We start from the raw sequence: 23333 nt of genomic DNA on the forward strand, positions 1-23333 counted from the left end.
TGAGGGAAATCCACTCTCTTTTTATTTTGCAACGCAGCTGCATAACCAGCAGCCGGAGCGAAAAATTTGTTTCTAAAAGTGTACCTTTTGTAACAGCACCATGGATAGCACTTTCATTGTCGTTCAAAAAGTTTATCGGCTGTGGAGATGAAAAGTTAAGCGATTTTCCAAAAAAAAATCATTTAAAAAATTTGTTACAGAAAGTACACTTTTTGTCATTTATCAAACATTCATCCATGTTGGAACGATGCGAAAGGAGTCGCTATGCTTTCCTTACAAATCAAGTCCGGAGAATACATTACCATCGGCGAAAATGTTGTGATTCAGGTGTTTCAGCGTTCTGGTTCGCAGTTTCGGCTGGCGATTCAGGCTCCTAGGGAGCTTTCGATCGTACGTGGCGAAGTGCGGGAACGGCAAGGCAATGCCCGTCCGGAAAGCGTATGTGATCCTTCCAACGGCCCGATGGTGCGGCAGCAGGCCCGCCGCATGCAGCGCCTGGAGGCTCGTCAAAAAGCAGCTGCCATCCGCGCAGATGCGGTGCAGCAATTGCGTACCCTTCTCCATCAATCCGATGCTGGCGCCGCGATTGAGCTGGCCGTCGCTCTCCAACTGGAACGGTTAGAACAGTCCGAAATCCTGGCAACAGAGGGAGGTGCAACACGAGATGGCACAAACAAAAACCTGGAACACGACCATCAAAGTGCGCCTTGATCCCACACCGGCACAGGCAGCCTTTTTCGATGAAAATTTCAACTGCTGCCGCTACCTCTGGAACCAGATGTTGAGCGATCAAATCCGGTTCTATACCGAAACCGACGCACACTTTATCCCCACCCCCGCAAAATACAAGAAGGATGCTCCGTTTCTGAAAGAAGCGGATAGCAATGCTTTGGTTTCCGTGCATCAAAATCTTCATAAAGCGTTTCAGCGATTCTTTAGCAATCCTTCTCGCTACCGACACCCCACCTTTAAATCCAAAAAACGCTGCAAAAACAGTTATACAACATACTGTCAATATTATCGCTCCGGAAAGGGCACCAGCATTTATCTGACCAAGGACGGCATCCGGCTTCCTAAGGCGGGTCTTGTCAAAGCACGCTTGCATCGCAGGCCCCTGCATTGGTGGACTTTAAAAACAGCAACCATCAGCAAAACCTCGTCCGGCAAGTACTATTGCTCGCTGGTGTTTGCTTATACCACAAAGCCATCCCGGCAGATCCCCCCTACCCCCGAAACCACCTTGGGACTGAATTATTCATTGTCTCATTTTTATATCGACAGCAACGGCCACGCCGCCGATCCCCCACACTGGCTGGCGCGGTCGCAAGATAAGCTGCGCTATATGCAGCAGCAGCTTGCACGCATGCAGCCCGGCTCCCGGAATTACGAGCAGCAACTCTATAAAATCCAACGTTTGCACGAGCACATTTCCAACCAGAGAAAGGACTTCCTACACAAGGAGAGCAGGCGGATAGCCAACGCCTGGGACGCCGTGTGTGTGAAAGACACCAATCTGGTCAAAATGTCGCAGGCCATCAAGCTGGGACATGTAATGGATGCCGGTTACGGACGATTCCGCAGCTATTTGCAGTACAAGCTGGAACGTCTGGGCAAACCGTATATCGTGGTCGAAAAATATTTCCCTTCCACGAAAACGTGCCATCACTGCGGCAGTGTCAATGAGGCCCTCCCCGCAGGCGCCAAACGGTGGACCTGCCCGATCTGTGGTACAACGCTTGACCGTGCCAAAAATGCGGCGCAAAACCTGCGCGATCAGGGCCTTGTACAATATTCCGCTTCCCAGAGGCAGCGCGCTTCGGCCTGACTCTGTCATAGGACCGGTTGGGACACCGGTGTCTGCCCATGACACAAGGATGCGGAAGCGTTGATTGGGTCGAAAGAACGGGTTTCTTTCGACGCGATCAGCGTTTCCGTTCGGATGTGAAGTGGGAACAAAAGACGGCAACCTCCGCCATCCCCAGGAGCGCGCCCGAAGCCCGGCATGCCGGGCAGTCCCCGAGAATCCAACATTATATTTGTTTTCATCCGGCCGACGGGTCGGTTGAAATAGAGTTCATGCGTCCCATGATTTTGGGCAGTTCGGCCGAATGTCCGAAGTTCCATGACGCTTCCACGACCTGTGCTGGGGTAAATTGGATGGCCCCGTCACACTAATCAGATTTAGGAGGAACCTAATTATGCGTATTCAACACAACATCATGGCGATGAACGCCTACCGCAACTATTCTAACAATACCTCGGCTCTGTCCAAGAACCTGGAAAAGCTGTCTTCCGGTTATAAGATCAACCGCGCAGGCGACGATGCAGCAGGCCTTGCGATTTCGGAAAAGATGCGCGCGCAGATCACCGGTCTGGATAAAGCGCAGGATAATGCCAAGGACGGCATCTCGCTGGTACAGACTGCCGAAGGCGCGCTGACCGAAGTGCACGACATGCTCAACCGTATGGTCGAGCTGGCCAACCAGTCGGCAAACGGCACTTATGACGGCACTGACCGTGAACAGCTGCAGAAGGAAGTTGCTGAACTGAAGGACGAAATCGACCGTATTGCAGACTCTTCGAACTTTAACGGCATCAATCTGCTGGATGGTTCGCTGGGCGGTTATAAAATGACGCAGGCAACCGCTCTTGAAAACGGTATTCAGTCCATTACAGTTGCGGGCGGTAAGCTTGCTGCCGACGGTGCTTTCAGTGCTACGATCTCAGCAGATGGCAAAATTTCCATTACTGGCCCTGGTGCAGCAAGTGGCGTAACCTGGGAAGCCATCGGCACCGATACGCTTTCCGGTAAGAACGGCGGCAATATTACATTCCAGGCCAAGCTGGCCGGTACCGCCAGCCAGGATGTTGCTGACATCTATGAAGGCATGACCGTTACGGTTACGGTTGCTGAAGCCAAGGACGATGGCACTTATAGCACGACTGGCTTTACTGCAACCGCTGCTGGCGGTAACTCGCAGGGTCTGACGCTGCAAATTGGTGATACCAGCGCCAAATACAACCAGCTCAATGTTGCGATTCAGGATATGCATGTAAAGTCGCTCAACATTGAAGATATCAACATCGGTACGCAAGACGGCGCACAGGATGCGATCGCTAAAATTAAAAATGCGATCAATACGGTATCTAGCGTTCGTGGTACGCTGGGCGCAACGCAAAACCGTCTGGACCATACCATCAATAACCTGTCGGTGATGCAGGAAAACATTCAGGATGCAGAATCCTCGATCCGTGACACCGATGTAGCCGATGAAATGATGGCATATACCAAGAACAATATTCTCATTCAGTCCGCGCAGGCAATGCTGGCGCAGGCCAATCAGGTGCCGCAGGGCGTTCTGCAGCTTCTGCAGTAAGCCATATTTGGCGCTTTATACAAGGAGGGGGCGGGTTCGTCCCGCCCTGCCCTTTGATTCAAGGGTTGGAAAAGGGGCCCCAAAAGGGCTCCTTTTCCAGTTTTTGAATTCCTTTCAGCAAAGGAGAAATGAGTATGAAACAGCACAACGGCCCGTTGTTGTCCATCGGTATGATCGTGAAAAACGAAATGGACTGTTTGCAGCGGTGTTTGGAATCGTTGACTCCTTTACGGGAAGCCATTCCCTGTGAAGTAGTCATCGCCGATACCGGCTCCACCGATGGCACACGTGAACTTGCCGCACAGTATGCAGATATTTTGTTTGATTTTACTTGGTCCAATGATTTTTCAGCAGCCCGCAATGCCGTGATGGACCGTTGTACGGGTCAATGGTATCTTTCGTTGGATGCAGATGAATATTTGGATCAGGACTTACATCGATTGATCTCCTTTTTAAAACAGCCGCCCAGGCAGATATCGCTCGCTATGACGTATCTCCGCAACTATACCACTTATCAATCCACAGAAACTTATGGCGATATATTGGCCTGCCGTTTGGCACGTCTGGATACCGGTGTACGATATAGCGGCGCGATTCATGAATATTGGCCTCTGATTGAAACCATCCAAAGCTGCTATGTCATCGATCAGGTGCTGATCCATCATACCGGATACGCATATCCCTCGGAAAAGGCTCGCTTACAAAAATTAAAACGCAATATGCCGCTCCTGGAAGCAGAGTTGGCCAAAGCCCCCCATAGTCTGATGCGTGTACTGCAATGTCTGGAATCCTGCTATACGGAGGAACAGGGCATCCGATTTGCGCATATGGCGATGCAGTTGGTCGGTCAAGAGCTTGCTCAAAATACGCATGTAAAGGCTGCCGCCGTTCGAGCTGCCGTGCAAGTTGCGCTGAATTATGATCTGCCGGAATTTGAGTCTTGGGCTTGCGTTGCAGAAACCAAATTCCCGGATTCTATTTACACACGAGTCGATATCCCTCTGTATCGCGCGGCCTATGCGTATAATCACAAAGATTATGAAAAAGTTTTGCAGGCCTTGCCGGCCTACTGGGGTGGGATTCATCGGTATGATACCAAACAGTTTGATCCTTTGCCTCTATGTTACAGCGCGGTATATACGACTTCGGTCGATCGACGTGAAACCGCCAAAAAGATGCAAATCGAGTCCTATCGTCATTTGGAGCAATGGCTTCCCTTCATCAACGCACTGGAAGATCGTCTGAAAGAACAGATTACAGAACAAAACGTTTCGGAAATTTTGCGCATTATCGTATCTGCCTGGACACAAGTTGACCTCAGCGATCAGATGCTGCGCTTTTATCAAAAGCTTTCTCTGGATCGTACATCCCATCCCGATGTATGGGAAAAGTTTCAACAGGATGGACGTGCTTATTTAGTCGCACCTTCGGATGGCTCCTTTGCCCGTCCTGCTGCACTGTTTGCTCCGCTTGATTGTGACCTAGGACATGTCGCAACGATACTGGATACGAGCGATGCGGATGATGCGCAAGCCGCCGCCGAACAGATCGAAAACTGGTCCTTTGTTCCTGCACAGGCCATTGTGGATTATATGCGATTCTGTATCCCCTTCCCAGATGCCTTCTATCACACATCTTTGGAGCATCTGCACCACATATCGGATATTTTGCTTAAACAAAAGGACTTGGGACTGTCTTTGCAGCTACAAAAATGGCTGCAAAACACCCCTTCCCATGATCTGCCTCTGGAACGGGCCTGGCGCTATGATTTATGCATTTGTGCGCTGCATTCCATGGACTGGATCAGTCGAGAGGAAGAACAAAACCGCCGCAGTTTACTGCATCTATATTGTGATACATGCACTTCTTTTTTGCATTGGTATTACAACTGGCAGGTTTTGCAGCCGAATGTTGTTTTGGCTCTGCCCAGTGCACATCGTGCCGGCTGGCTTTTCACCGAACTATGGAGTTGCTGCAAAAAACAAGACTATGCTGAGAGTCTTCCCTTGCTGCGCACCATATTGCATACGTATCCGATTCTCAATGAAATGGTTCGATATTTGCTGACCGAAGTGGAACGGGTCGAACGGGCAGAGAAAACGAAAAAAGATTCCCCCGCCTTATGGGAGCTCGCCCATCAGGTTCGTGCAATTCTGTTGCAGTATCCACCGGAAGATTCGACGGTAACCGCTTTAAAGCAGAGTGATGTCTATCAAAAAGTATCGTATCTGATCGAAGATTTGGAAACTCCTGTCTGGGCAGATTCGCTGCAATAACGAGAAAGGAGCATCTTGCCGATGAAAGTTGTCATCCTGGCGGGCGGGCTTGGTACACGTATCAGTGAGGAAAGTCACTTGAAACCCAAGCCCATGATTGCAATTGGCGATCAGCCGATCCTTTGGCACATTATGAAGTATTACTCCTGTTTTGGATTTGAAGATTTTATCATCTGCTGCGGATATAAAGGTTATATCATCAAGGAATATTTTGCGGACTATTATCTGCACCGTTCGGATATTACCTTTGATTTTTCTGCGGAAAACCGTATGACGATCCATAGCAATGTCGCAGAACCCTGGCGTGTCACCGTGGTCGATACCGGACTCCATACGCAGACAGGGGCACGCATCAAGCGCATTCAAAAGTACATCGGGGATGAACCGTTCCTGCTCACCTATGGAGATGGCGTAAGCAATGTGGACCTACATGCACTGTTGAAGCTGCATGAGCACACCGGCAAGATCGTCACACTGACCGGCATCCAACCCGGCGGGCGATTTGGTGTGCTGGATTTGGACGAAGAAGCCAATACCGTGATTGGTTTCCGCGAAAAAGCGAAGGAAGACGGCGGTTGGATCAATGGTGGATTCATGGCAGCGCAGCCCAAATTATTTGATTATCTAAGCGCAGAGGAAGACTGTGTTCTGGAACGAACATCTTTTGAAACGTTAGCAAAAGAAGGAAAGCTGGGCATCTATAAGCACAACGATTTTTGGAGATGTATGGACACCCAGCGGGATAAAGGACATTTGGAGTCCTTGTGGAATGGAGGACACGCCCCATGGAAAATTTGGGAAGTATAACCGTTTCTGTAATGATGCTGACCTATAACCGGGAAAACATGATCCGTCGGGCCATCCGCAGTATCGAGCAGCAGACATTTCGGGATTTCGAATTCATCATCGTAGACAATGGCTCGACCGATCAAAGCGGTATGATTGCGGATGCCGCTGCTGTTCATGATCCGAGAATTCGAGTTATTCACCGGCAGCGAGGCAACATTGGGGCTGGGCGAAATACCGCACTGGATGCAGCCCGTGGTAAGTACCTGACCTTTATCGATGACGATGATTGGGCCGAACCCGATTTTTTGGATTTTTTAGTCCATCTCCTAGAGGAAACGCAAGCAGATATCGCCATCTGTGGGGCGGCAGACCGCATTTTCGATGAAAAAAAAGTCATGTCCGCAGAAGAATCTCTCATCGAACTGATGTGGCGAAAAAAATACAACGTAGCTTTCCCTACGAAGTTGTTTCGCAGAGAATTGATGGACCATCTCCGCTTTCCATCCGACGGAAAATATGACGATATTGCTCTGATGTACAAACTCCTGGCCAATGCCCAAAAAGTAGCTTATCACGGACTACCCAAGTATACATTCTATCGGCACCCGGGAAATCATTCCGCATGGACAACCGACAACCGCCTTTTAACCCCCGAAATTTTGGAAGAGTATCGATGCGCTTATCGGACCCGAACGGTCTGGCTCAGCGAACGATTCCCCAAAAGTGCAAAAGCGTTTCAATACTTCGAATGGTCATTTATGATTTCCATGATCGAAAAGATCACACGGCTGGGGCTCACCGATTGCGAAACGCAGCGCGCCGCCATGATGCGGGAATTGCAGGCACATCGAACCGAATTCTTGGCTTGCCCAGAAATCCTGGACTTTGAACGCACATGGATGAAACAGTATGTATAAAGCGCAACAAAAAGGAGGAGCAGCATTGAGTAAGCGCTATCTGCTATATGGACATGGTGGTGCATACAATCATGGCGCCGAGGCCATTACACGCTGTACCATCCATTTGCTTCGTCAGCTCTCCCCGGCGTGTCAGATTGCACTTTCCACACATTTCCCGGAGCAAGATCAGGAATTTGGCTTGCTGCCCGATACATTTATCACCCGTAATGTCCATGGTACCACCAATGACGAAGTCTATCGTGCCACCCTAGATGCCATTACATCAGAAACCATTGCCATCCATGTGGGAGGTGACAATTACTGCTATCAAAACTGGCAACGCTACGCACTCATTTCCGATGCCGTCAAAGCGCGCGGCGGCACAAGTATTTTATGGGGCTGTTCTGTGACACCTGAGACTCTGGATGCCGATCGATTGCGCGCCCTTCAGGCGCATGACCTGATTTTAGCCCGCGAAGGATTGACTTTTCAAGCCCTCACGGCATACGGGCTGAAAAATGTACGGAAAGTCTGCGATATCGCCTTTACTTTACCAGCTGAACCGGCCAACTTTTCTGCCAAACGACCCTATATCGTTCTCAATCTGAGTCCTCTTGTCTGCCGCGAAAATGCTGCGGTTTTGCCAGCGATGCAGTCATTGCTCCGCATGATTTTGCAGACGACCGATTTGGATGTGGTATTGCTGCCGCATGTGACCATGCCGACCGATAATGACTTAGAAGCGTTACATGCAATGCATTCGATATCCTCTCACCGGGTAATCCAATTACCAGGGAATTGGCGCGCCGCACAATATAAGGATGTCATCCGTCAGGCAGATTTTTGTATTGCAGCTCGTACCCATGCGTGTATTGCTGCATATTCCAGCTGTGTTCCTTGCTTGGCGATCGGATATTCGACGAAAGCCCATGGAATCGCCCATGATTTAGACATGTCCGACTATGTTGTGGATTGTGCAGATTCTTTCTTTGCGGATAAAATTTCATCCGCTTTTCGAGATCTTCTGACCTCTGGCTCTGCACTGCGCAAAAAGCTGGAGGAACAGATCCCTGCCTATCAATCTTTGGCTGTCACGCAGGAGATGATGCCATATCTATGAGTGAAATTCTAAAAACACAGACTCCCCCGTATCGTTTGAGCGATGGTACGGGGAAGCTGCATTGCCAGGGCCGCGTTTGTATCGATGCCTCCCCCTCTGCCACCCTTCAATTGCACGAGGACTTTTTCCTTGGATGGAATCTGCGGAATGGTTCCAATGCCGAAACATATCTCAAACTGCATGATGGAGCAGTTTTAACAGTCCATCATACATTCAAGGCTTTTTTTGCTTCCAGCATCGAACTCTTTGCAAACGCTCATTTAGAGCTTGGGAACAGCTATATCAATTCGGGCAGCGTGATCTCCTGCAAAAAGCATATTGTCATTGGAGATGGCGTCGCTATCGCACGCAATGTAGCGATCTATGACAGCGATATGCATATGCTGATCGACCCATCTGGAAATCAAACAAACTCCGATGCACCCATTGTGATTGAAGACCATGTTTGGATTGGCTTCGGCGCAATCATCTTAAAAGGCGTGACCTTGGGCACCGGCTGTGTCATCGGTGCTGGGGCGGTCGTAACTCATGACATCCCTCCGTACTGTATCGCTGTTGGCAATCCGGCGAAGGTAATTTGTGAGGAAGCACAATGGAAATAATCACAGAACGAACCCTCTGTACCGGCTGCGGCATCTGCGCGACCGTCTGTCCAACCGGCAGCATTGCAATGCAGGCAGACCAAAAAGGATTTCTCTATCCATATATCCATGCAACAACCTGCTGCCAATGCGGTAAATGTACGCATGTTTGTCCTGTCCTGCATGCCGCATCGGTCTGGCAAACGCAAAGCAACGCCCCCAAGGTCTATGCCGCATGGTCCAGCAATCAAGACTTGCGGTATGTCAGTACGTCTGGAGGGATTTTCTCCGAACTGGCACAGGATGTCCTGCGCAACGGCGGCTATGTGGCGGGCGCTCGATACGATACCGACTTTTTGGTCGAACATGTGTTGATTGACCATATTCGCGATTTACCCTTATTGCAGCAATCCAAATACACCCAAAGTCGCAGCGGTTCGATTTATCTTGAAGTAGAAGAAAAATTGCAGGAAGGCCGGCAGGTGCTTTTCGTTGGCACACCTTGTCAATGTGCAGCGCTTCAGCGTGGCCTGCGTAAAGAGTACAGGCAGCTGCTGCTATGTGATTTTATTTGCCGGGGTGTTAATGCACCTGTCGCTTATTTAGCCTACCTTCACGGCTTGGAAGAACAATATTGTAGTAAGATTGCTCGTGTTTGGTTCAAGAACAAGAAAAACGGATGGACGCAATTCGGGACAAGGATCGATTTCGAAAATGGACAGACCTATTTTGGAGATCGTTATACCGATGATTTTATGTATGGCTTTATCCGAAAAAACTTAAACCTGTATTTACGGCCCAGCTGCACACAATGCAGCTTCAAGGGAATTGGTCGTCCGACCGACCTCACATTGGGCGATTTTTGGGGTATGTCATCCCAAAGTGGTCCCGATCTTGGGGTTTCGATCGTATTGGTCCATACGAAAAAGGGACAGCAGGCATTTTCCGGTTTATCCGGCATTGTGCGGGAAGAAAAAAACATTTCGGACGCTCTTTCCTCCAATGCATGTCTGGAAGGCTGTGTATCACCTTCGGCGGAGTCGGCTTATTTCTGGCAGCAGGTGCAACAGGGTGTCCCCTTTCATGAAATCATGCAAAAGGTCAAAAATAACCCTTTGAGAAAGGACAAAAGGAATGAATGAAACTTTATATAATTTAACAATTTTACTTACAACGCATTGCACCCTCAAGTGTAAATTGTGCGCTACTTATGCATCCACCCATCCGCATCCCAGCCATTTCTCCTCGACCAAAATGCTTCAGGCCGCAGACCGTTTCTTCGCCTGCATGGGGTCACATGAGAGTGTCAATCTGCTGACACTGAGCGGCGGTGAGCCATTATTGCACCCACAGCTTCTGGAAATCCTAAAGGGCTTGACAAAACATCTGCCGCAAGTTCAAAAATTTGAAATCATCACAAACGGAACAATTGTGCCGCAGGATGCCATTTTGCAGCAACTCAGTCATATGGATAAAGTAGATGTCATGATCGATCATTATGGTGATATCCTTTCTCCCAAAGTTCATGCACTGGCTGCGGCATTCGATCGGTATGGCATTGCTTATCGTATACGCGATTATCATAGTGAAAATCCCCATCTCGGCGGGTGGCTGGATATCTCTGATTTTACAGACAAGCATCGCACACCGGAAGAAAATGCTGCACTGTTTCAAAAATGCCAATACTCGACAACATTTTCCCATCACTTTTTCATCATCGATGGTTTGGCTTTTATGTGCTATGTCAACCACAAACTGCTGCCGCAGTTGCAGGAAAATGATAACGAACATGTTGACATGCTTGATGAATCGCTTTCCCAGGAGGCGCTACGGGCACAGCTTTTGGAATTGCGAAACAAACAGTATCAAACCCTGTGCGCGCGATGCAATGGTTTTTGTGTAGACGGACCACGCTATGCCCCGGCCGAACAGCTTCCCTGAAATATGTTTTAAAGGAGAAAAAGCGATGCAGAAAGCTCTTCATCTGACCAATACGACCTTGGTTATAACCATGCGTTGTAATTTAAAATGCAAACTGTGCGCAGTGAGTGTCCCCTATTATAAGCATCCGGAGCATTACTCTCTGGAAATGCTGCAACAGACGGTTGACCGATATTTTATGGCTGTGGATACGGTAGAAAAATTTACAATCAATGGAGGCGAACCTTTCACCCATCCACAATTGCCAGAACTGATGGATTATTTGTTGCAGTACCAGGATCGGATCGGTATGTTGGAAATCCTTACAAACGGTTCGCTGGCACCCTCCCAATCATTGATCGATGTGCTCGCAAAATCCAACAAAACAAATGTTTTAATTGATGATTATGGCCCGCAGTTATCCAAAAAAGTTTCGGATGCCATCGCTGCATTTGAACAGCATGGGGTCGCCTACCGTCATAGAACATATCATGGGTCGGACGCACATTGTGGAGGCTGGGTCGATCTGACCCGTATCGGTATGAAAAACCGCTCGCCCAAAGAAACCGCGGAAGTCTATGCAAAATGCGCCTATCCTGGACCGTTTCATTGCTTGGCTATATTTGGAGGAAAAGCTTATATTTGTGGTGTGTACAAAAAATGTGTAACGGATGGACTCATTCCAGATGTCCCATCCGAATACATTGATTTCCTCGCAGAGGACTATGACCTTGAGAACGTGCGAACGCAAATCGCATCGTTTCACCAGCGTTCGTATTTTTCGGCTTGTGCCTATTGCGATGGCTTTTGTCCAGATTCTCCTCGCTATACCCCTGCTGAGCAACTAGGAGGAAAAGTTTATGCTAACTCTTGACCGAACAGAACTCCTAATTACCCACAGATGCACTTTAAAATGTAAGCTGTGTGGCAATTATTCTCCACTTTATGTTCCAGCCCCTGAATGGTCATTTGAGCAACTGGCCGACTACTTAGATCTCTATTTTGAAGTCGTAGACAAAGTCCAAAAATTGACTCTCAGTGGCGGAGAGCCGCTTATGCATCCACAACTTGAGATTTTAATCACTTATTTGCAAAAGTACCGGAATCGTATCGGCTTGTTAGAATTGATTACAAACGGAACACTTGTACCAAAAGCAGTACTTTTGGACGCTATGCAAGCATTTGGTAACGTAAAAGTCATTATTGATAACTATGGCCCGCAATTATCCACTCAAGTTTCGCAAGCCGAAAGTGCATTTGCATCTCACGGTATTTTCTATGAGACCCGAAAATATTTTGGTAAAGATGCCTATTATTCTGGATGGCTGGATATGACCGATCTAGCGGATAAACACCGAACTCCTGCTGATGACGCAGCTGTCTATGCTTCCTGCATTTTTTCGCAACATTTTCAACGCTGTATCATTGCAGATGGCCGCATCTACATCTGTGCAGTTGGCCGACGATTGAATGAACTTGGTGTCTTGAAAACTAATCATGATTATTTGGATCTGACCGATGACAAACTGACCATTCGGGATAAGCAGAAGATCTTGCAAAGTTTTTTTGAGCGGGACAGCTTTGAAAGTTGTCATTACTGTAACGGCTTTTGTATGGATCGGCCACGCTATGTACCAGCAGAGCAACTTGAAAAACCTTTGGCAAACGACACATCGGAGAAACCATGATCATGAATAAAAATATGAAAATCACGGTATTTTCACAGATCTATAATACTCCCGCTGTCATGTTGCGCCGCTGTATCGAAAGTGTACTGCACCAAAGCTATGAAAATTTTGAGTTTCTCATCATTGACAATGGCTCCACAGATGACACAAAGCATATTTTGGAGGAATACCGCGATCTAGATCCCCGTATTCATCTGACCCGATTTGAGGACAATAAAATCGGTTATCGTGCTGTCAAATTTGCTGCAAATACAGCAACCGGTGAGTACATTACCAATATCGATTCTGATGATTGGTTTGAATCCGATTTTCTGGAAAGCATGCTGACTTTTGTATGTGAAAATGAGCTGGATATCGCAGCTACGGGTTCTTACTTTGTGGATGAAGATGGCAAGCTGCTCGGAAAGAGAAATCTTCCGAATAAACTCATCCTTCCATCCGCACAGTTCGCAGAAAGCTATCCCTATTATCATGCCTTTTATCGTACCATTTGGGGTAAACTTGTCCGAACTTGCATCTTTCAGCGTTATCACTACGATGATATCCAAATAAAATATGGCGGAGATACATATTGTGCTTTTCTCTGGCTTCGCGCCGCTTCCCGGATGGGAGTGACAAACCAGATTTTACACCACTATACGATCCGAAAAAATTCATCTTCTTATCTTTATGATCCCGCTCGTTTTGATTCCGATATCACTCTCTATCATCATGCGGTAGATTTTCTCTCGTCCTATGGACCTGTTTCATCAAAAAATCGAAAATTTATCACGATCGTTTATGCCAATGCGATCCAAGATACCCTCAACGTCATAGCAAATTCGTCCCTTGCTCCAGTAGAAAAACTGCTCGAATACCGACATATTGCTACGCATCCTCTGACCGTATCAGCATATCGTTGGAAGGATCCAGCCATAGCAAACAGCCGGCGTTTTCTTCTGATCTGTGCATGCAATACAGTGCTCCAACTCTCATCCGATACAGAAAATGAAAATTTTAAAGCTATCGTGCAAGGGCTTTGTCCCAAATGCAGTATCGCAGCAACACGGAAAGCGCTGCCACTGCTTCTAAATAAGGCACTGCAAGATCCTTTCCTCCTGGATGATCTGGATACTTTGGCCGAACAGTTACTGAAGATATCCCTCTATGCTTCCGATGATTTATCCTTGCAAATCCTCTCCAAATTGGCTATCCATAAACCAATGCTTGTATGGATGGAAGATATCCAGTTTCCTTGCTATTATCCCGCGATCTATTGGCATGTATGGCAAGAGCGTTACAAAGAGGCGCTCGAAAAGATGATAGACCTCGTACAAAATGGGGCCATCCAACATTCTCAGGAAACCTTTTATCAGCTTTTTATCAACCTGTCTGCCAAGCTTGGACAAGAAAATGCATTTATTTTTGGCAAAATCCAATTGGCGTGGTTTTACTTCACCCAACATCGTTTTAAATCGTGTAAAACGCTTATCACGGAGTTGGAAGAAATGGGGCTCCAGGAAGATGAGAGCGTATTGTCGCTTCGACAAGCACTGGATACGGACATATAGAAAAAGGCGGAGGAAGCTCCGCCTTTTTCTAATTTACAGGATTAAGGAATTAACAAATGCTGTCTCGTTTGGATAGCTCATGCTTGATTACATTATAACGCGCATCACTGACCGGATACGCAATCATCAGCAAAGCATAAATCAGCGCTACCAAACCGGGAACCAAAGACATCATACTATTGATGCCACTTAAAACACTTGCATTCTGCACTGCATTGGGCACATATCCCAAAGCATCGTTGGTAATCGAAATCACGGCCGGAGCCAGTGCACCGCCGACTTTGCACATAAAGGAAGTAAACGCATACAGGAAGCCAGAAGCACTGACACCAGATTCATAATAGCTGTAATCGATTGCGTCAGGCGTCATGGAGTACAACATGGTCATATAAGCGCCCATGCCCACACCGCTGAGGAAATTAAGCACATAAAACGTAGCAAAATGCGTGGTTGGCGGGAACCAGAAAACCGCCACCGTTGGAATCGCAAAGAGCAGAACTTCCAACATCATTGCGCGTCCTTTATGCCGCAGCCAACGATGGATGGACGGTGCAATCAATGTACCGACAACGTTTGCAACACCCATGACCACACCAAACTGTACACTCATGGCCGAGTTTCCACAGAAATAGCGGAAATAATACGGATAGATTGCCGCACGCCCGTAATATACGAATCCATGGAACAAAAATGCCAAAATAATGATGAAAATCGGACGGCTCCGGAAACTGCGTACCCGTTGTGCCATCGTCACTTTGGGCTGCGATTCCGGAATTTTTACCACTTCGCGGCACCGGAATGCTGTAATCCAGAGCAGCGGAACCGCAATCACACAGAAGAGTGCCACAGCACCTAAATAAGAAACTTGCGCGCTGCCCGAGCGGCTTTCGAACCATTCGAGTACCATGGGAGCGACAGCAATAACGCCCATATTCCCCAGAAAAACGCAGGCAAAACGCAGCCGGGAAAGTTTGGAACGTTCGTGGGAATCGGTTGTAATGGCGCCCATGACCACGCCGTAGGGCATGTTTGTCGCCGTCGACGAACAGACGACGATACAATAGGTCGCATATACATAGACGAGTTTCAGTGCATTGGGCCAACTTGGGTGCGCCCAGAACAGGAGAATGGTGGATAATCCCAGCAAAAAGCTGCCCCATTGAATCCATTTTTTATAAGTACCTGTGCGCTGCTTGGTTCGATCTGCCATTGCGCCGATAATGGGATCGTTGATATCATCAAAGATACGGACCACTAGCATTAACGTGGTGACCGCAAAAGCACTGATGCCAAATACATCCGTATAAAAGATCAGCAAATAGGAACTGACCCAAAAGTAAATCAGGTTATAGCCTAAGTCATCGACTGCATATTCAATTTTCTGAAAAAACGAAAGTTTTACGTCCGTAGCCAGGCGATCATTCGGGTTCATTTGGCTCCTCCTTCCCCATCTGCCATGCACTGGTGCACCAATGCATATACATCGTCTCGGGTGACCGGCTTGGGATGCGCATCCATATCTTGTTTATAAGCCGTGAAACACAGGTCGACAAAAGCATCCACATCTTTTTCCTGCAAGCCGTAACCGGAAAAAGAAACATGCACATCGAGGTCTTGATAAAGGCTTGCCAAAATTTCCGGAAGAGCTGCGGCTTTTTCGGAGGTTGTCATATGGGACACCATCGGACCATTCAGAATTTCTGCCACTTTTGCGAAGCGGTCCTCTGCATATGGAATGGTCCATGCAATCACTTGCGGAATGCAAGCTGCCAGGGTGCCCCCATGCGGTGCATCGGTAAAGGCACTCAGGGGTTGTCCCATAGCATGCGGCAAGCAGACACCTGCATTGGAGAACGCAGCGCCAGCCAAAGTGCAAGAAAGCGCCATTTGACTGCGAGCCCCTAAATCCCTACCGTTGTGTACGGCCTGTCGAATACTTCTCGCAAAGAGTTCCATCGCGTGGAGCGCCAAGGCATCCGAAAAACTATTATGCCCTTTGCAGATATAGGCTTCAAAGGCATGGGCAAAGGTATCGATACCGGTCAGAGCTGTTAACTGTGGCGGAATGGTCTGCATGAGCTCCGGATCGATCATTGCAATCTTGTGATATAAGTACGGCGTAATAATCGTACATTTTCGTACCTGCTCCGGATTGTTGATCACCGCAAATTGTGTGGCTTCGGTTCCGGTGCCAGCCGTGGTCGGAATGGCAATCAGCGGCAATCCCGGGCCTTGCGGACGTCGTACATTCTCTCCTTGCCGTTCGGTATAATCCCAACACTTTCCACCCCATTTTGCGGTTAATGCAATTGCCTTGGCGGTATCAATCGCACTGCCGCCACCAATGGCAATGACCAGCTCGCAGCCTTCTTGCCGACATTGTTCTGCCCCTTCATCGATGGAAGTATGCCGTGGATTGGGCACGATATCGGAAAAAACCACCGTCGAAATTCCATATTGGGACAGATCTTCAATCAACTCTTTCTCTGTTTGGGTTCCCTTGAGGAAAGGATCCAAAGCAATAAATGCCTTTTTTCCATAGGGAGCTGCAATTTGGCCAAGTTGTCGGCGTATTCCTTCACCGATATGAAGTTGTGTTGGAAATTGAAACGTAAAAGTTTGCATAGAGAGAACCTCCCAACTATAATATTGTATACAATTATATATAATATAATTATATATCGATGTAAGTATACATTTAATGCACAAATATGTCAATCCATTTTCCAAAAAATTGTGAAATTTCAATGAATTTTTATTTGCAGAAAAAATATCCCCAAAGCCCGGTCTTTTCGATCCGTTCTTTGGGGATATTTTTTGTTTGTTCTTTTGTATTCCGCTTATGCCTTCTGACCCAGATATTTTAATAGCCCTGCGCAGCCCTCTTGCACATCCTGCCAAGTCGCTTCGAAATCGCGCGTATACCATGGATCTGCAACATTGCCCGGACGGTCAGTATAATCGAGCAGCAGATGTATCTTCTCTGAAACATCTTCACCGCAGATACGACGCATGCCACGCAAGTTCGATGCATCCATGCCAATGAGCAAATCAAATGCATCATAGTCTTGTTTGTTCATCTGACGCGCCACCTTGCCAGCGCAAGAAAGCCCATGCCGTTCCATCAGCTTACGAGCCGGCGGATACACGGGGTTGCCAAGTTCCTCAACACTCACCGCAGCCGATTCGATGTCGAAGTCATCTTCCAACCCTGCTTTTTTTACCATATCTTTCATGACAAACTCGGCCATTGGGCTCCTGCAAATATTGCCGTGGCACACGAAAAGGATTTTTATCATCGTTCTATCACTCCTCATACGCTCTCCCCCAAAAGCAAAGAGAGCCAGACTTGCACTCCTTATCATAGCACAAGTTTGGCTCTCCGCATAGATTTGCCATGTCAGTCCAGCGCAGCCAACAGCATCTCCCGCGCCTTGGATTCCATGCCCGAAAAATCGATGTCGCCCACTTCGAGATCCGGCTTGATCCTTCCATGAAAATCGCTGCCGCCTGTGACCAGCAATCCCTTTTGCTGCGTTTTTTCCAGATAAAATGCCGTCTGTGCGGCATTGTGATATCTGGTGAACACTTCCACACCATCCAATGGAAGCGTCAGCACTGCATCCACATCCGTGCCATTTTTCAAACTCGCGCCCGGATGTGCCAAAACCGCAATACCGCCAGCTGCATGAATCCAGTCGATCACCTGTCCCGCCGACGGGAAATCCACCGGCTGATAGGCCGGTTTGCCGGGCGCACACACCGACCAATAGAAGTTCACCAGTGGCCGGTCAGACAGTTCACCGCCAGGAAGCAAGGGACGCAGCAGCGGATGCTGCTGATTTTCGGCCAGCTGCAAAGCCGACGCGGCAATCCCTTCGGCGGATACGATGCCGCCTTTGGCCTGTTCGAGCACCTGCTCCCGCTCAAACCGAATCCCCAAGGCTTCTACGGCGTCCATCAGCCGCACGCCGGCCTGTGTCTGCAAAGCACGGATTTCATGCAGCGCCTGTTTAAGCGTCTGGTCCGCAATATCCAAGCCATACCCCAGAATGTGCAGATTGTGTCCATGCTCCATGCAGTCGAGCTCAATACCGGGAATCGTCCGCACGCCAAGCTGGGCGCCGCGCCACATAAATTCGGCCACGCCCTCGACCGAATTGTGGTCGGTGAGCGCTGCCAGGGTCATTCCATTTTGCCGGCATCGTTCGGCCAAGCCTCGCGGGGAAATCTCCTCATCCAGACTGGCCGAAGAGTGCATGTGTAAATCGGTTTGTGCCATTGCCGGCCTCCTGTTCCTCAGGTGAAAAGATGATATACTGCTTGGGCGACGCCATCGTGATCGCAGTCCGCGGTGACATACTGGGCGAGCGCTTTGAGTGCCGGATCGGCATTGCCCATCGCGACCGGCATCCCGACCGCGCGCAGCATGGCAGCGTCGTTGTCGCTGTCGCCGATGGCGACCATTTCCTCCGGGGCAACGCCCAGCATCTGCCCCAGCCGAACCAGTGCCATGCCCTTGTCCACTCCTTCGGGCATGACCTCAAAATTATCGGCGCCCGAATTGGTGATCGTTACATGCGGCAGCAACCGAATGGTTTGCAGTGCCTTCTCGAGGTCTTCCTGCGCGCCGATGGCATAGACCTTGGTAACATCCAAGTTGCGCTGCCGGATGGCTCCGGCGATGTCCTCCAACACGACCTTGTTGGCGTGGAATCCCTCGACCCGGTAATTGACTACGAAATCCCGGTCGGAAAACGGGTTGATAAAGATTTTATCGCCCACATAGATCATCACGCGCACGGGCAAATCCTGCACGGCGGCAACGGCTTGCGCCCCCACCTCGCAGGGCATGGCCCAGCTTTCCAAAATCCGCTCGTCGGATGCCGTGGCAATGGCTGCGCCGCCCGCGGTGACCATATGGTCGTCGCAAACGATCTCGCGCGCAAATTCCGCGGCTTCACCGACAATGCGCCCGGTGGACAGCACCACATAGATGCCGCGCTCCTTGACCCAGGCCAGCGCCTTGCGGGTCTCGGGGGTAATTTCCTTTTTCGAATTGAGCAGCGTGCCGTCCAAATCGAGCGCCAGCAAACGATATTTCATAAAACGGCGTCCTCCTTAAATCCATTGATAGATGGCCTGCGCTACCCCGGCCTGATCGTTGCTGCCGGTCACGCAGCGCGCCGCCTGTTTGGCAGCCGGGGACGCATTGCCCATGGCAATCCCCACCGCAGCGGCCCGCAGCAGACCGCAGTCAATATCATGGTCGCCCATGGCCATGGTCTGGCCGGCGTCGATGCCCAGCCGGTCACACAAAACCTGCATGGCATCCGCCTTTCCGGTGCCAGCTGGGACGATCTCCAAGTATTCTGCCTTGGAGCGCAGGCAGTCCAGATGGCCATTGTGAATCGATGCCATCATGGCGTCGATCTGCGCGGGTTCGCCCATGCAAAGCAGCTTATGCGCCCCTAGGTCCCAGTTTTGTATTCGGTCATGGAGTGGCCCCGGTATGGGGGACAGACCGGTAATCGCGCTTTCGTTTCGGCTCCAACGGTCCTCGGTTTCGACAAACCAGTCCAGATCGCGGTATACGCTGACGTGCACGCCGTGCCGGACGCCCTCGTCGAGCACCGGCAGGACACTGGCAGCGGGAAGCCGCCGGTCATAGACCCGCTTGTCTCCCATCCAGATGAGCGCGCCGCCAAAGCTGGCCACCGGGCCGGGCACGCCCAGGGCCTGCTGGATGGGGAAAATCGCCTGCGGCGGACGGGCCGACATCAGGCAGACCGTGACTCCTTGTTTGGCGGCATACTGGACTGCCGCCCGGTTTTCGGGCGGCAGTTGGTGAGAGGTGTTCAGCAGTGTGCCGTCGATGTCGAGGCACAGCAGGTTTATAGAAGAGATGATTTGTTCTTTCATGTGCGTTCCACCGCTTGCAAGATGTGGGAAACGTTCCGCCGTCCGTTGCGGATACCCAGCCCGATGAGGGCCGCGCAGACCGCGCTGAGCACTGCCAGCACGATACCGGTCACGCCGCAAGCCAGGCGCATCCCGCTCCCCGCCAGGCCCCACCAGGCCAGGACAACGGCGCAGGAGGAAAGGACCATCGCATTGCGCATCCAACGCGCCAAGCGTTTCAAGGCATTCTGCTGCTGTTCTGCTTCGCGCAGCAGCAACATTTTACTCGGTTGTTTGGACATTTCAAAACTCCTTTCCATCGGACGGACTTTCAGATTAGTAGCTCAGCTGCGGGTCGAAGAATCCGAGCAGGACACCCACCAGCGCTACGGCAACCAAAATCAGCATGACGGTCGTGGGTGCCATTTTGCGCTTACTCATCAGCCAATAGCAGAACATCACGGCTGCCAGCGGTAAAATCTTGGGGAAAATCGTATCGAGTACGCCCTCTTGTAAAGCGATGTCGCCGGGCAGCACCATGGGGGTAGTAATCGAAATCCAGGTCGCGGCAACCGCACCGATAACGATGGTACCGAGCATGATGACCGATTCACGAATGGCGTTGGCCTTTTCGCCGACGATCATTTCGACCGCCTTACCGCCGAGCTGATAGCCTTTATAGTACAGCAGACGCATGCCAAGCGTCAACACAAGGTTATAAACCACGATGTAGAAGATGGCGCCGAGCGGCGAGCCGCCGGACGACATGCCCAGCGCAACGCCGAGCAAAATCGGGATGAGGGTACCGACCAGCAGGCTGTCGCCGATGCCGGCCACCGGACCCATCAGGCCGGCGCGGATACCGTTGATCATTTCGCCGTCGATTTCTTCGCCGTTGGCCTTGGCCTCTTCCAGGCCGGCAGTCATACCGACGATGACCGTGCCGAGCTGCGGCTCGGTGTTAAAGAATGCCGAATAGGTCTTGAGTGCTTCCTTCTGCTCTTCCTTGGTTTCATACAGTTCCTCGACCAGCGGAAGCATGGCGCACAGATACCCGAAGGTCTGCATGTGTTCCTGCGAGAAGCAGGTCAGATGGCCATAATACCAGTTGCGGAAGGATTTGGCCAGCGCCTTTTTGGAAAGTTTCTTTTCAGCCATGGTTAAATCTCCTCCTCATCGTCATCGTCGAACGCATCCGCACCAGTTGTGGTTGCGACCGCGGTTTTTTGCATGCTCAGTACCTTAATCCGGTAATTAAAGACGGCAAAGAATCCGCCGACAACCGATGCGGCAATGAGGTTCAGACCCATGCAGGCTGCCAGAGTAAAACCAAACAGGAAGGTCAGCAGATCGACCGGCTTGGTCGCTACCTGCTTGAGCAGGATGGCAATACCGACGGCCGGCAGCAGCGAACCGACCGTAAAGAGGGTCTTCATCGCAATGCCGTCCATGGGCAGGTATGCCTTCATCAGATCGACCATGTTGACGCCGACCTTGGTGATGATGAAGGTCGGGATAAACGAGCACAGAATATGTGAAATCCAGGGCAACCCCATATCGACCAGATACAGCTTACGCAGGTTGCCTTTCTCCAGGGCCTTCCAGCCCATGTGCTGCCAGACCAGGTTGACGGTCGCGGTGCCGTAGAACAGAACCGTGCCCAGCGTACCAACGGCCGAACCGAGGGTCACTGCCATAGCCTGCCCTTCCGCGCTTGCCGGGTCCAGACCCATGGAATGAACGGCAACAATCGAAAGCGGGATACCAATGTAAGAGATCGCACGCACATCAGCGGAAACCGTACCGCCGGGCGTAACGAGTGCAATGTAAACGACCTGAATGGCAGCGCCCAGATAAATACCGGTCTGCACATCGCCCATAATCAGGCCGACCACCAGGCCCGCCACCAACGGACGGCCCAAGGTGTAGTTGCCGAGCACCGTGCCGCCCAAACCGGGCATGGATGCCAGACAAGCAAACAATCCAAATAACGCGGCTTGCCATACTTGGATTTCCATAAAATCCACCTAACCTTTCTGTATAGCCCCTTTTTTGTCTTTTTCACAAACCCACAGCGCCGCTGCGGCGCTTGTTCTTATTTGTAGCCGAACTGGCCGCGGAACTTCTTCCAGTTGCCGATGGCGGCTTCCTTAATCAGTGCAAACTCGACCTCGTAGCCCTTCTGCATGATCGCTTCGAGTGCATCGGCTTCTTCCTGAGTGATCGACTGGTTGTTGCCCAGCTTGGTTGCGCCTTCGCGGTCGTTGCACGGCCCGATGATGACCGTCTTGACTTCGCCGGGATCAAAGCCGTCGTCGACCAGAATGGCCTTCATGGTCTGAGGGTCCTTGGTGATCAGGAAGTAGCGGTCCTTGCTGTCCAGCACCTTCTGGCACTTGGCCCGCCACTGGTCCAGCGTCCAGACAAAGGTTTTCTTGTCGCTGGCATTCTTGTAGGCCGCCTTGAGCACCGGGGTATTGGCTGCCTTGTCGTTGACGGCAATCAACCCGTCGCAGGGATATTCGAGCGCCCACCGGGTGCAGGTCTGGCCGTGGATCATACGGTCATCGACGCGGATAAATGAAATGGACATATTTAATTTCCTCCCTTTTAAATATCGTCTTCGTCGCTGCTGCCCAGATCAAACTTTTTGAGTTGGCCGCAGCCTTCCTCGATCACTTCGTCGGCTACCTGTGCCAGCGGCGCTTCGGCGTCGGCAAATGCAGCCGTCAGAATCAGCGGCAGGTTCATGCCGCCGATGGCTACCGTGTGCTCCAGCATTCCCTTTTCGGTGAGTACCTCGAGCGCAGTTGTCAGCGGCGAGCCGCCAATGATGTCGGCAAACAGCAGGATTTCATCCTCCTGCGTCAAATCGGCTACCAAGTCCGCAAAGTTCTTGCGGAATGTGTCTACATCCATTCCGTCCAGCAGGCTGGTCGAGCGGATGTCGGTCCGGTCTGCGCCGGCCATCATGCCGACCGCGTTGTGAAGGCCCGGCGCAAAGGTGCCGTGGCTGACCAGAATCAGATATCGCATGTTGGTGAACCCCTTTCTCTTTTTGTTGACACTATCTTATCAATTTCCTCTGGGCATTTCATCTGCACTTTGTCATGGATGTTTGATGACACCCATCCTATTTTGCATGACAATTGTCACCCGCTTTGTTGGAAACATCAAAAAAACCGGCCCCCATTTTGGCAGTTTGCCAAAACAGGGCCGGTTTTCCAGCCTT

The 23333-nt window shown here is 50.3% G+C and carries 24 protein-coding genes; 13 read left to right on the forward strand and 11 right to left on the reverse strand.

What is annotated here, in order from left to right:
• Window positions 1-264: 264 nt before the first annotated feature.
• The 13 genes from EFB11_RS10085 to EFB11_RS10145 all read left to right on the forward strand — a co-directional run bounded on the left by EFB11_RS10085 (window position 265) and on the right by EFB11_RS10145 (window position 14200).
• Window positions 265-711 carry a carbon storage regulator gene (locus EFB11_RS10085; protein ID WP_122790108.1) on the forward strand — a complete coding sequence of 149 codons (447 nt, stop codon included), beginning with the start codon at window positions 265-267 and terminating at the stop codon, window positions 709-711.
• Window positions 665-1825: an RNA-guided endonuclease InsQ/TnpB family protein gene (locus EFB11_RS10090; protein WP_122790109.1), complete on the forward strand. Its 1161-nt coding sequence runs from the start codon at window positions 665-667 to the stop codon at window positions 1823-1825. The genes EFB11_RS10085 and EFB11_RS10090 overlap by 47 nt, the downstream gene beginning before the upstream one ends.
• A gap of 373 nt (window positions 1826-2198) precedes the next feature.
• Window positions 2199-3377 (forward strand): flagellin N-terminal helical domain-containing protein, encoded by a 1179-nt coding sequence (locus EFB11_RS10095; RefSeq protein ID WP_122790110.1) that lies wholly within the window; start codon window positions 2199-2201, stop codon window positions 3375-3377.
• Window positions 3378-3511: 134 nt separating this feature from the next.
• Entirely contained in the window at window positions 3512-5653 is a 2142-nt protein-coding gene (locus tag EFB11_RS10100; protein WP_164706715.1) for a glycosyltransferase, read from the forward strand.
• A 21-nt stretch (window positions 5654-5674) separates the two neighbouring features.
• Window positions 5675-6460, forward strand: coding sequence for a glucose-1-phosphate cytidylyltransferase (gene rfbF / locus EFB11_RS10105; protein WP_122790112.1), 786 nt, complete (start codon window positions 5675-5677; stop codon window positions 6458-6460).
• Window positions 6439-7359: a glycosyltransferase family 2 protein gene (locus EFB11_RS10110; protein ID WP_122790113.1), complete on the forward strand. Its 921-nt coding sequence runs from the start codon at window positions 6439-6441 to the stop codon at window positions 7357-7359. The genes rfbF and EFB11_RS10110 overlap by 22 nt, the downstream gene beginning before the upstream one ends.
• Window positions 7352-8461, forward strand: coding sequence for a polysaccharide pyruvyl transferase family protein (locus EFB11_RS10115; RefSeq protein ID WP_243115210.1), 1110 nt, complete (start codon window positions 7352-7354; stop codon window positions 8459-8461). Before EFB11_RS10110 ends, EFB11_RS10115 begins: the two co-directional genes overlap by 8 nt.
• Window positions 8458-9063, forward strand: a complete 606-nt coding sequence (locus EFB11_RS17180) for an acyltransferase (protein WP_122790115.1) — start codon at window positions 8458-8460, stop codon at window positions 9061-9063. The genes EFB11_RS10115 and EFB11_RS17180 overlap by 4 nt, the downstream gene beginning before the upstream one ends.
• A complete protein-coding gene (locus EFB11_RS10125; protein ID WP_122790116.1) occupies window positions 9054-10184 on the forward strand; it encodes a Coenzyme F420 hydrogenase/dehydrogenase, beta subunit C-terminal domain in 1131 nt (376 codons plus the stop codon). Before EFB11_RS17180 ends, EFB11_RS10125 begins: the two co-directional genes overlap by 10 nt.
• The gene (locus EFB11_RS10130) at window positions 10177-10983 is read left to right on the forward strand and encodes a radical SAM protein (protein ID WP_122790117.1); all 807 of its coding nucleotides are present in this window, start codon (window positions 10177-10179) and stop codon (window positions 10981-10983) included. The genes EFB11_RS10125 and EFB11_RS10130 overlap by 8 nt, the downstream gene beginning before the upstream one ends.
• Window positions 10984-11008: 25 nt before the next feature.
• Window positions 11009-11836: a radical SAM protein gene (locus tag EFB11_RS10135; RefSeq protein ID WP_164706716.1), complete on the forward strand. Its 828-nt coding sequence runs from the start codon at window positions 11009-11011 to the stop codon at window positions 11834-11836.
• Complete coding sequence (locus tag EFB11_RS10140; RefSeq protein WP_122790119.1) at window positions 11823-12650, forward strand: radical SAM protein; 828 nt, start codon at window positions 11823-11825, stop codon at window positions 12648-12650. Before EFB11_RS10135 ends, EFB11_RS10140 begins: the two co-directional genes overlap by 14 nt.
• A 2-nt stretch (window positions 12651-12652) precedes the next feature.
• The gene (locus tag EFB11_RS10145; protein WP_164706717.1) at window positions 12653-14200 is read left to right on the forward strand and encodes a glycosyltransferase family 2 protein; all 1548 of its coding nucleotides are present in this window, start codon (window positions 12653-12655) and stop codon (window positions 14198-14200) included.
• 49 nt (window positions 14201-14249) lie between these two features.
• On the opposite strand, the gene EFB11_RS10150 is transcribed toward EFB11_RS10145, so the two are convergent.
• The 11 genes from EFB11_RS10150 to EFB11_RS10200 form a co-directional block, all read right to left on the reverse strand.
• Window positions 14250-15632 carry an MFS transporter gene (locus EFB11_RS10150; protein WP_122790121.1) on the reverse strand — a complete coding sequence of 461 codons (1383 nt, stop codon included), beginning with the start codon at window positions 15630-15632 and terminating at the stop codon, window positions 14250-14252.
• Window positions 15629-16825 carry an iron-containing alcohol dehydrogenase gene (locus EFB11_RS10155; protein ID WP_122790122.1) on the reverse strand — a complete coding sequence of 399 codons (1197 nt, stop codon included), beginning with the start codon at window positions 16823-16825 and terminating at the stop codon, window positions 15629-15631. The genes EFB11_RS10150 and EFB11_RS10155 overlap by 4 nt, the downstream gene beginning before the upstream one ends.
• A 215-nt stretch (window positions 16826-17040) precedes the next feature.
• The gene (locus tag EFB11_RS10160) at window positions 17041-17499 is read right to left on the reverse strand and encodes a low molecular weight protein-tyrosine-phosphatase (protein WP_122790123.1); all 459 of its coding nucleotides are present in this window, start codon (window positions 17497-17499) and stop codon (window positions 17041-17043) included.
• Window positions 17500-17600: 101 nt separating this feature from the next.
• Window positions 17601-18482, reverse strand: a complete 882-nt coding sequence (locus EFB11_RS10165) for a PHP domain-containing protein (RefSeq protein WP_122790124.1) — start codon at window positions 18480-18482, stop codon at window positions 17601-17603.
• A gap of 17 nt (window positions 18483-18499) precedes the next feature.
• Window positions 18500-19306, reverse strand: coding sequence for a Cof-type HAD-IIB family hydrolase (locus EFB11_RS10170; protein WP_122790125.1), 807 nt, complete (start codon window positions 19304-19306; stop codon window positions 18500-18502).
• 15 nt (window positions 19307-19321) lie between these two features.
• Window positions 19322-20122 (reverse strand): Cof-type HAD-IIB family hydrolase, encoded by an 801-nt coding sequence (locus tag EFB11_RS10175; protein ID WP_122790126.1) that lies wholly within the window; start codon window positions 20120-20122, stop codon window positions 19322-19324.
• Window positions 20119-20403: a hypothetical protein gene (locus EFB11_RS10180; protein ID WP_243115212.1), complete on the reverse strand. Its 285-nt coding sequence runs from the start codon at window positions 20401-20403 to the stop codon at window positions 20119-20121. The genes EFB11_RS10175 and EFB11_RS10180 overlap by 4 nt, the downstream gene beginning before the upstream one ends.
• A 34-nt stretch (window positions 20404-20437) precedes the next feature.
• Window positions 20438-21259 carry a PTS system mannose/fructose/sorbose family transporter subunit IID gene (locus tag EFB11_RS10185; RefSeq protein ID WP_122790127.1) on the reverse strand — a complete coding sequence of 274 codons (822 nt, stop codon included), beginning with the start codon at window positions 21257-21259 and terminating at the stop codon, window positions 20438-20440.
• A 2-nt stretch (window positions 21260-21261) separates the two neighbouring features.
• The gene (locus EFB11_RS10190) at window positions 21262-22119 is read right to left on the reverse strand and encodes a PTS mannose/fructose/sorbose/N-acetylgalactosamine transporter subunit IIC (RefSeq protein ID WP_122790128.1); all 858 of its coding nucleotides are present in this window, start codon (window positions 22117-22119) and stop codon (window positions 21262-21264) included.
• A 77-nt stretch (window positions 22120-22196) separates the two neighbouring features.
• Window positions 22197-22694 (reverse strand): PTS system mannose/fructose/N-acetylgalactosamine-transporter subunit IIB, encoded by a 498-nt coding sequence (locus tag EFB11_RS10195; RefSeq protein WP_122790129.1) that lies wholly within the window; start codon window positions 22692-22694, stop codon window positions 22197-22199.
• A gap of 17 nt (window positions 22695-22711) precedes the next feature.
• A complete protein-coding gene (locus tag EFB11_RS10200; RefSeq protein ID WP_122790130.1) occupies window positions 22712-23137 on the reverse strand; it encodes a PTS sugar transporter subunit IIA in 426 nt (141 codons plus the stop codon).
• Between the last annotated feature and the right edge of the window lie 196 nt (window positions 23138-23333).

This window comes from Intestinibacillus sp. Marseille-P6563 (assembly GCF_900604335.1).
GTDB lineage: Bacteria > Bacillota > Clostridia > Oscillospirales > Butyricicoccaceae > Butyricicoccus_B.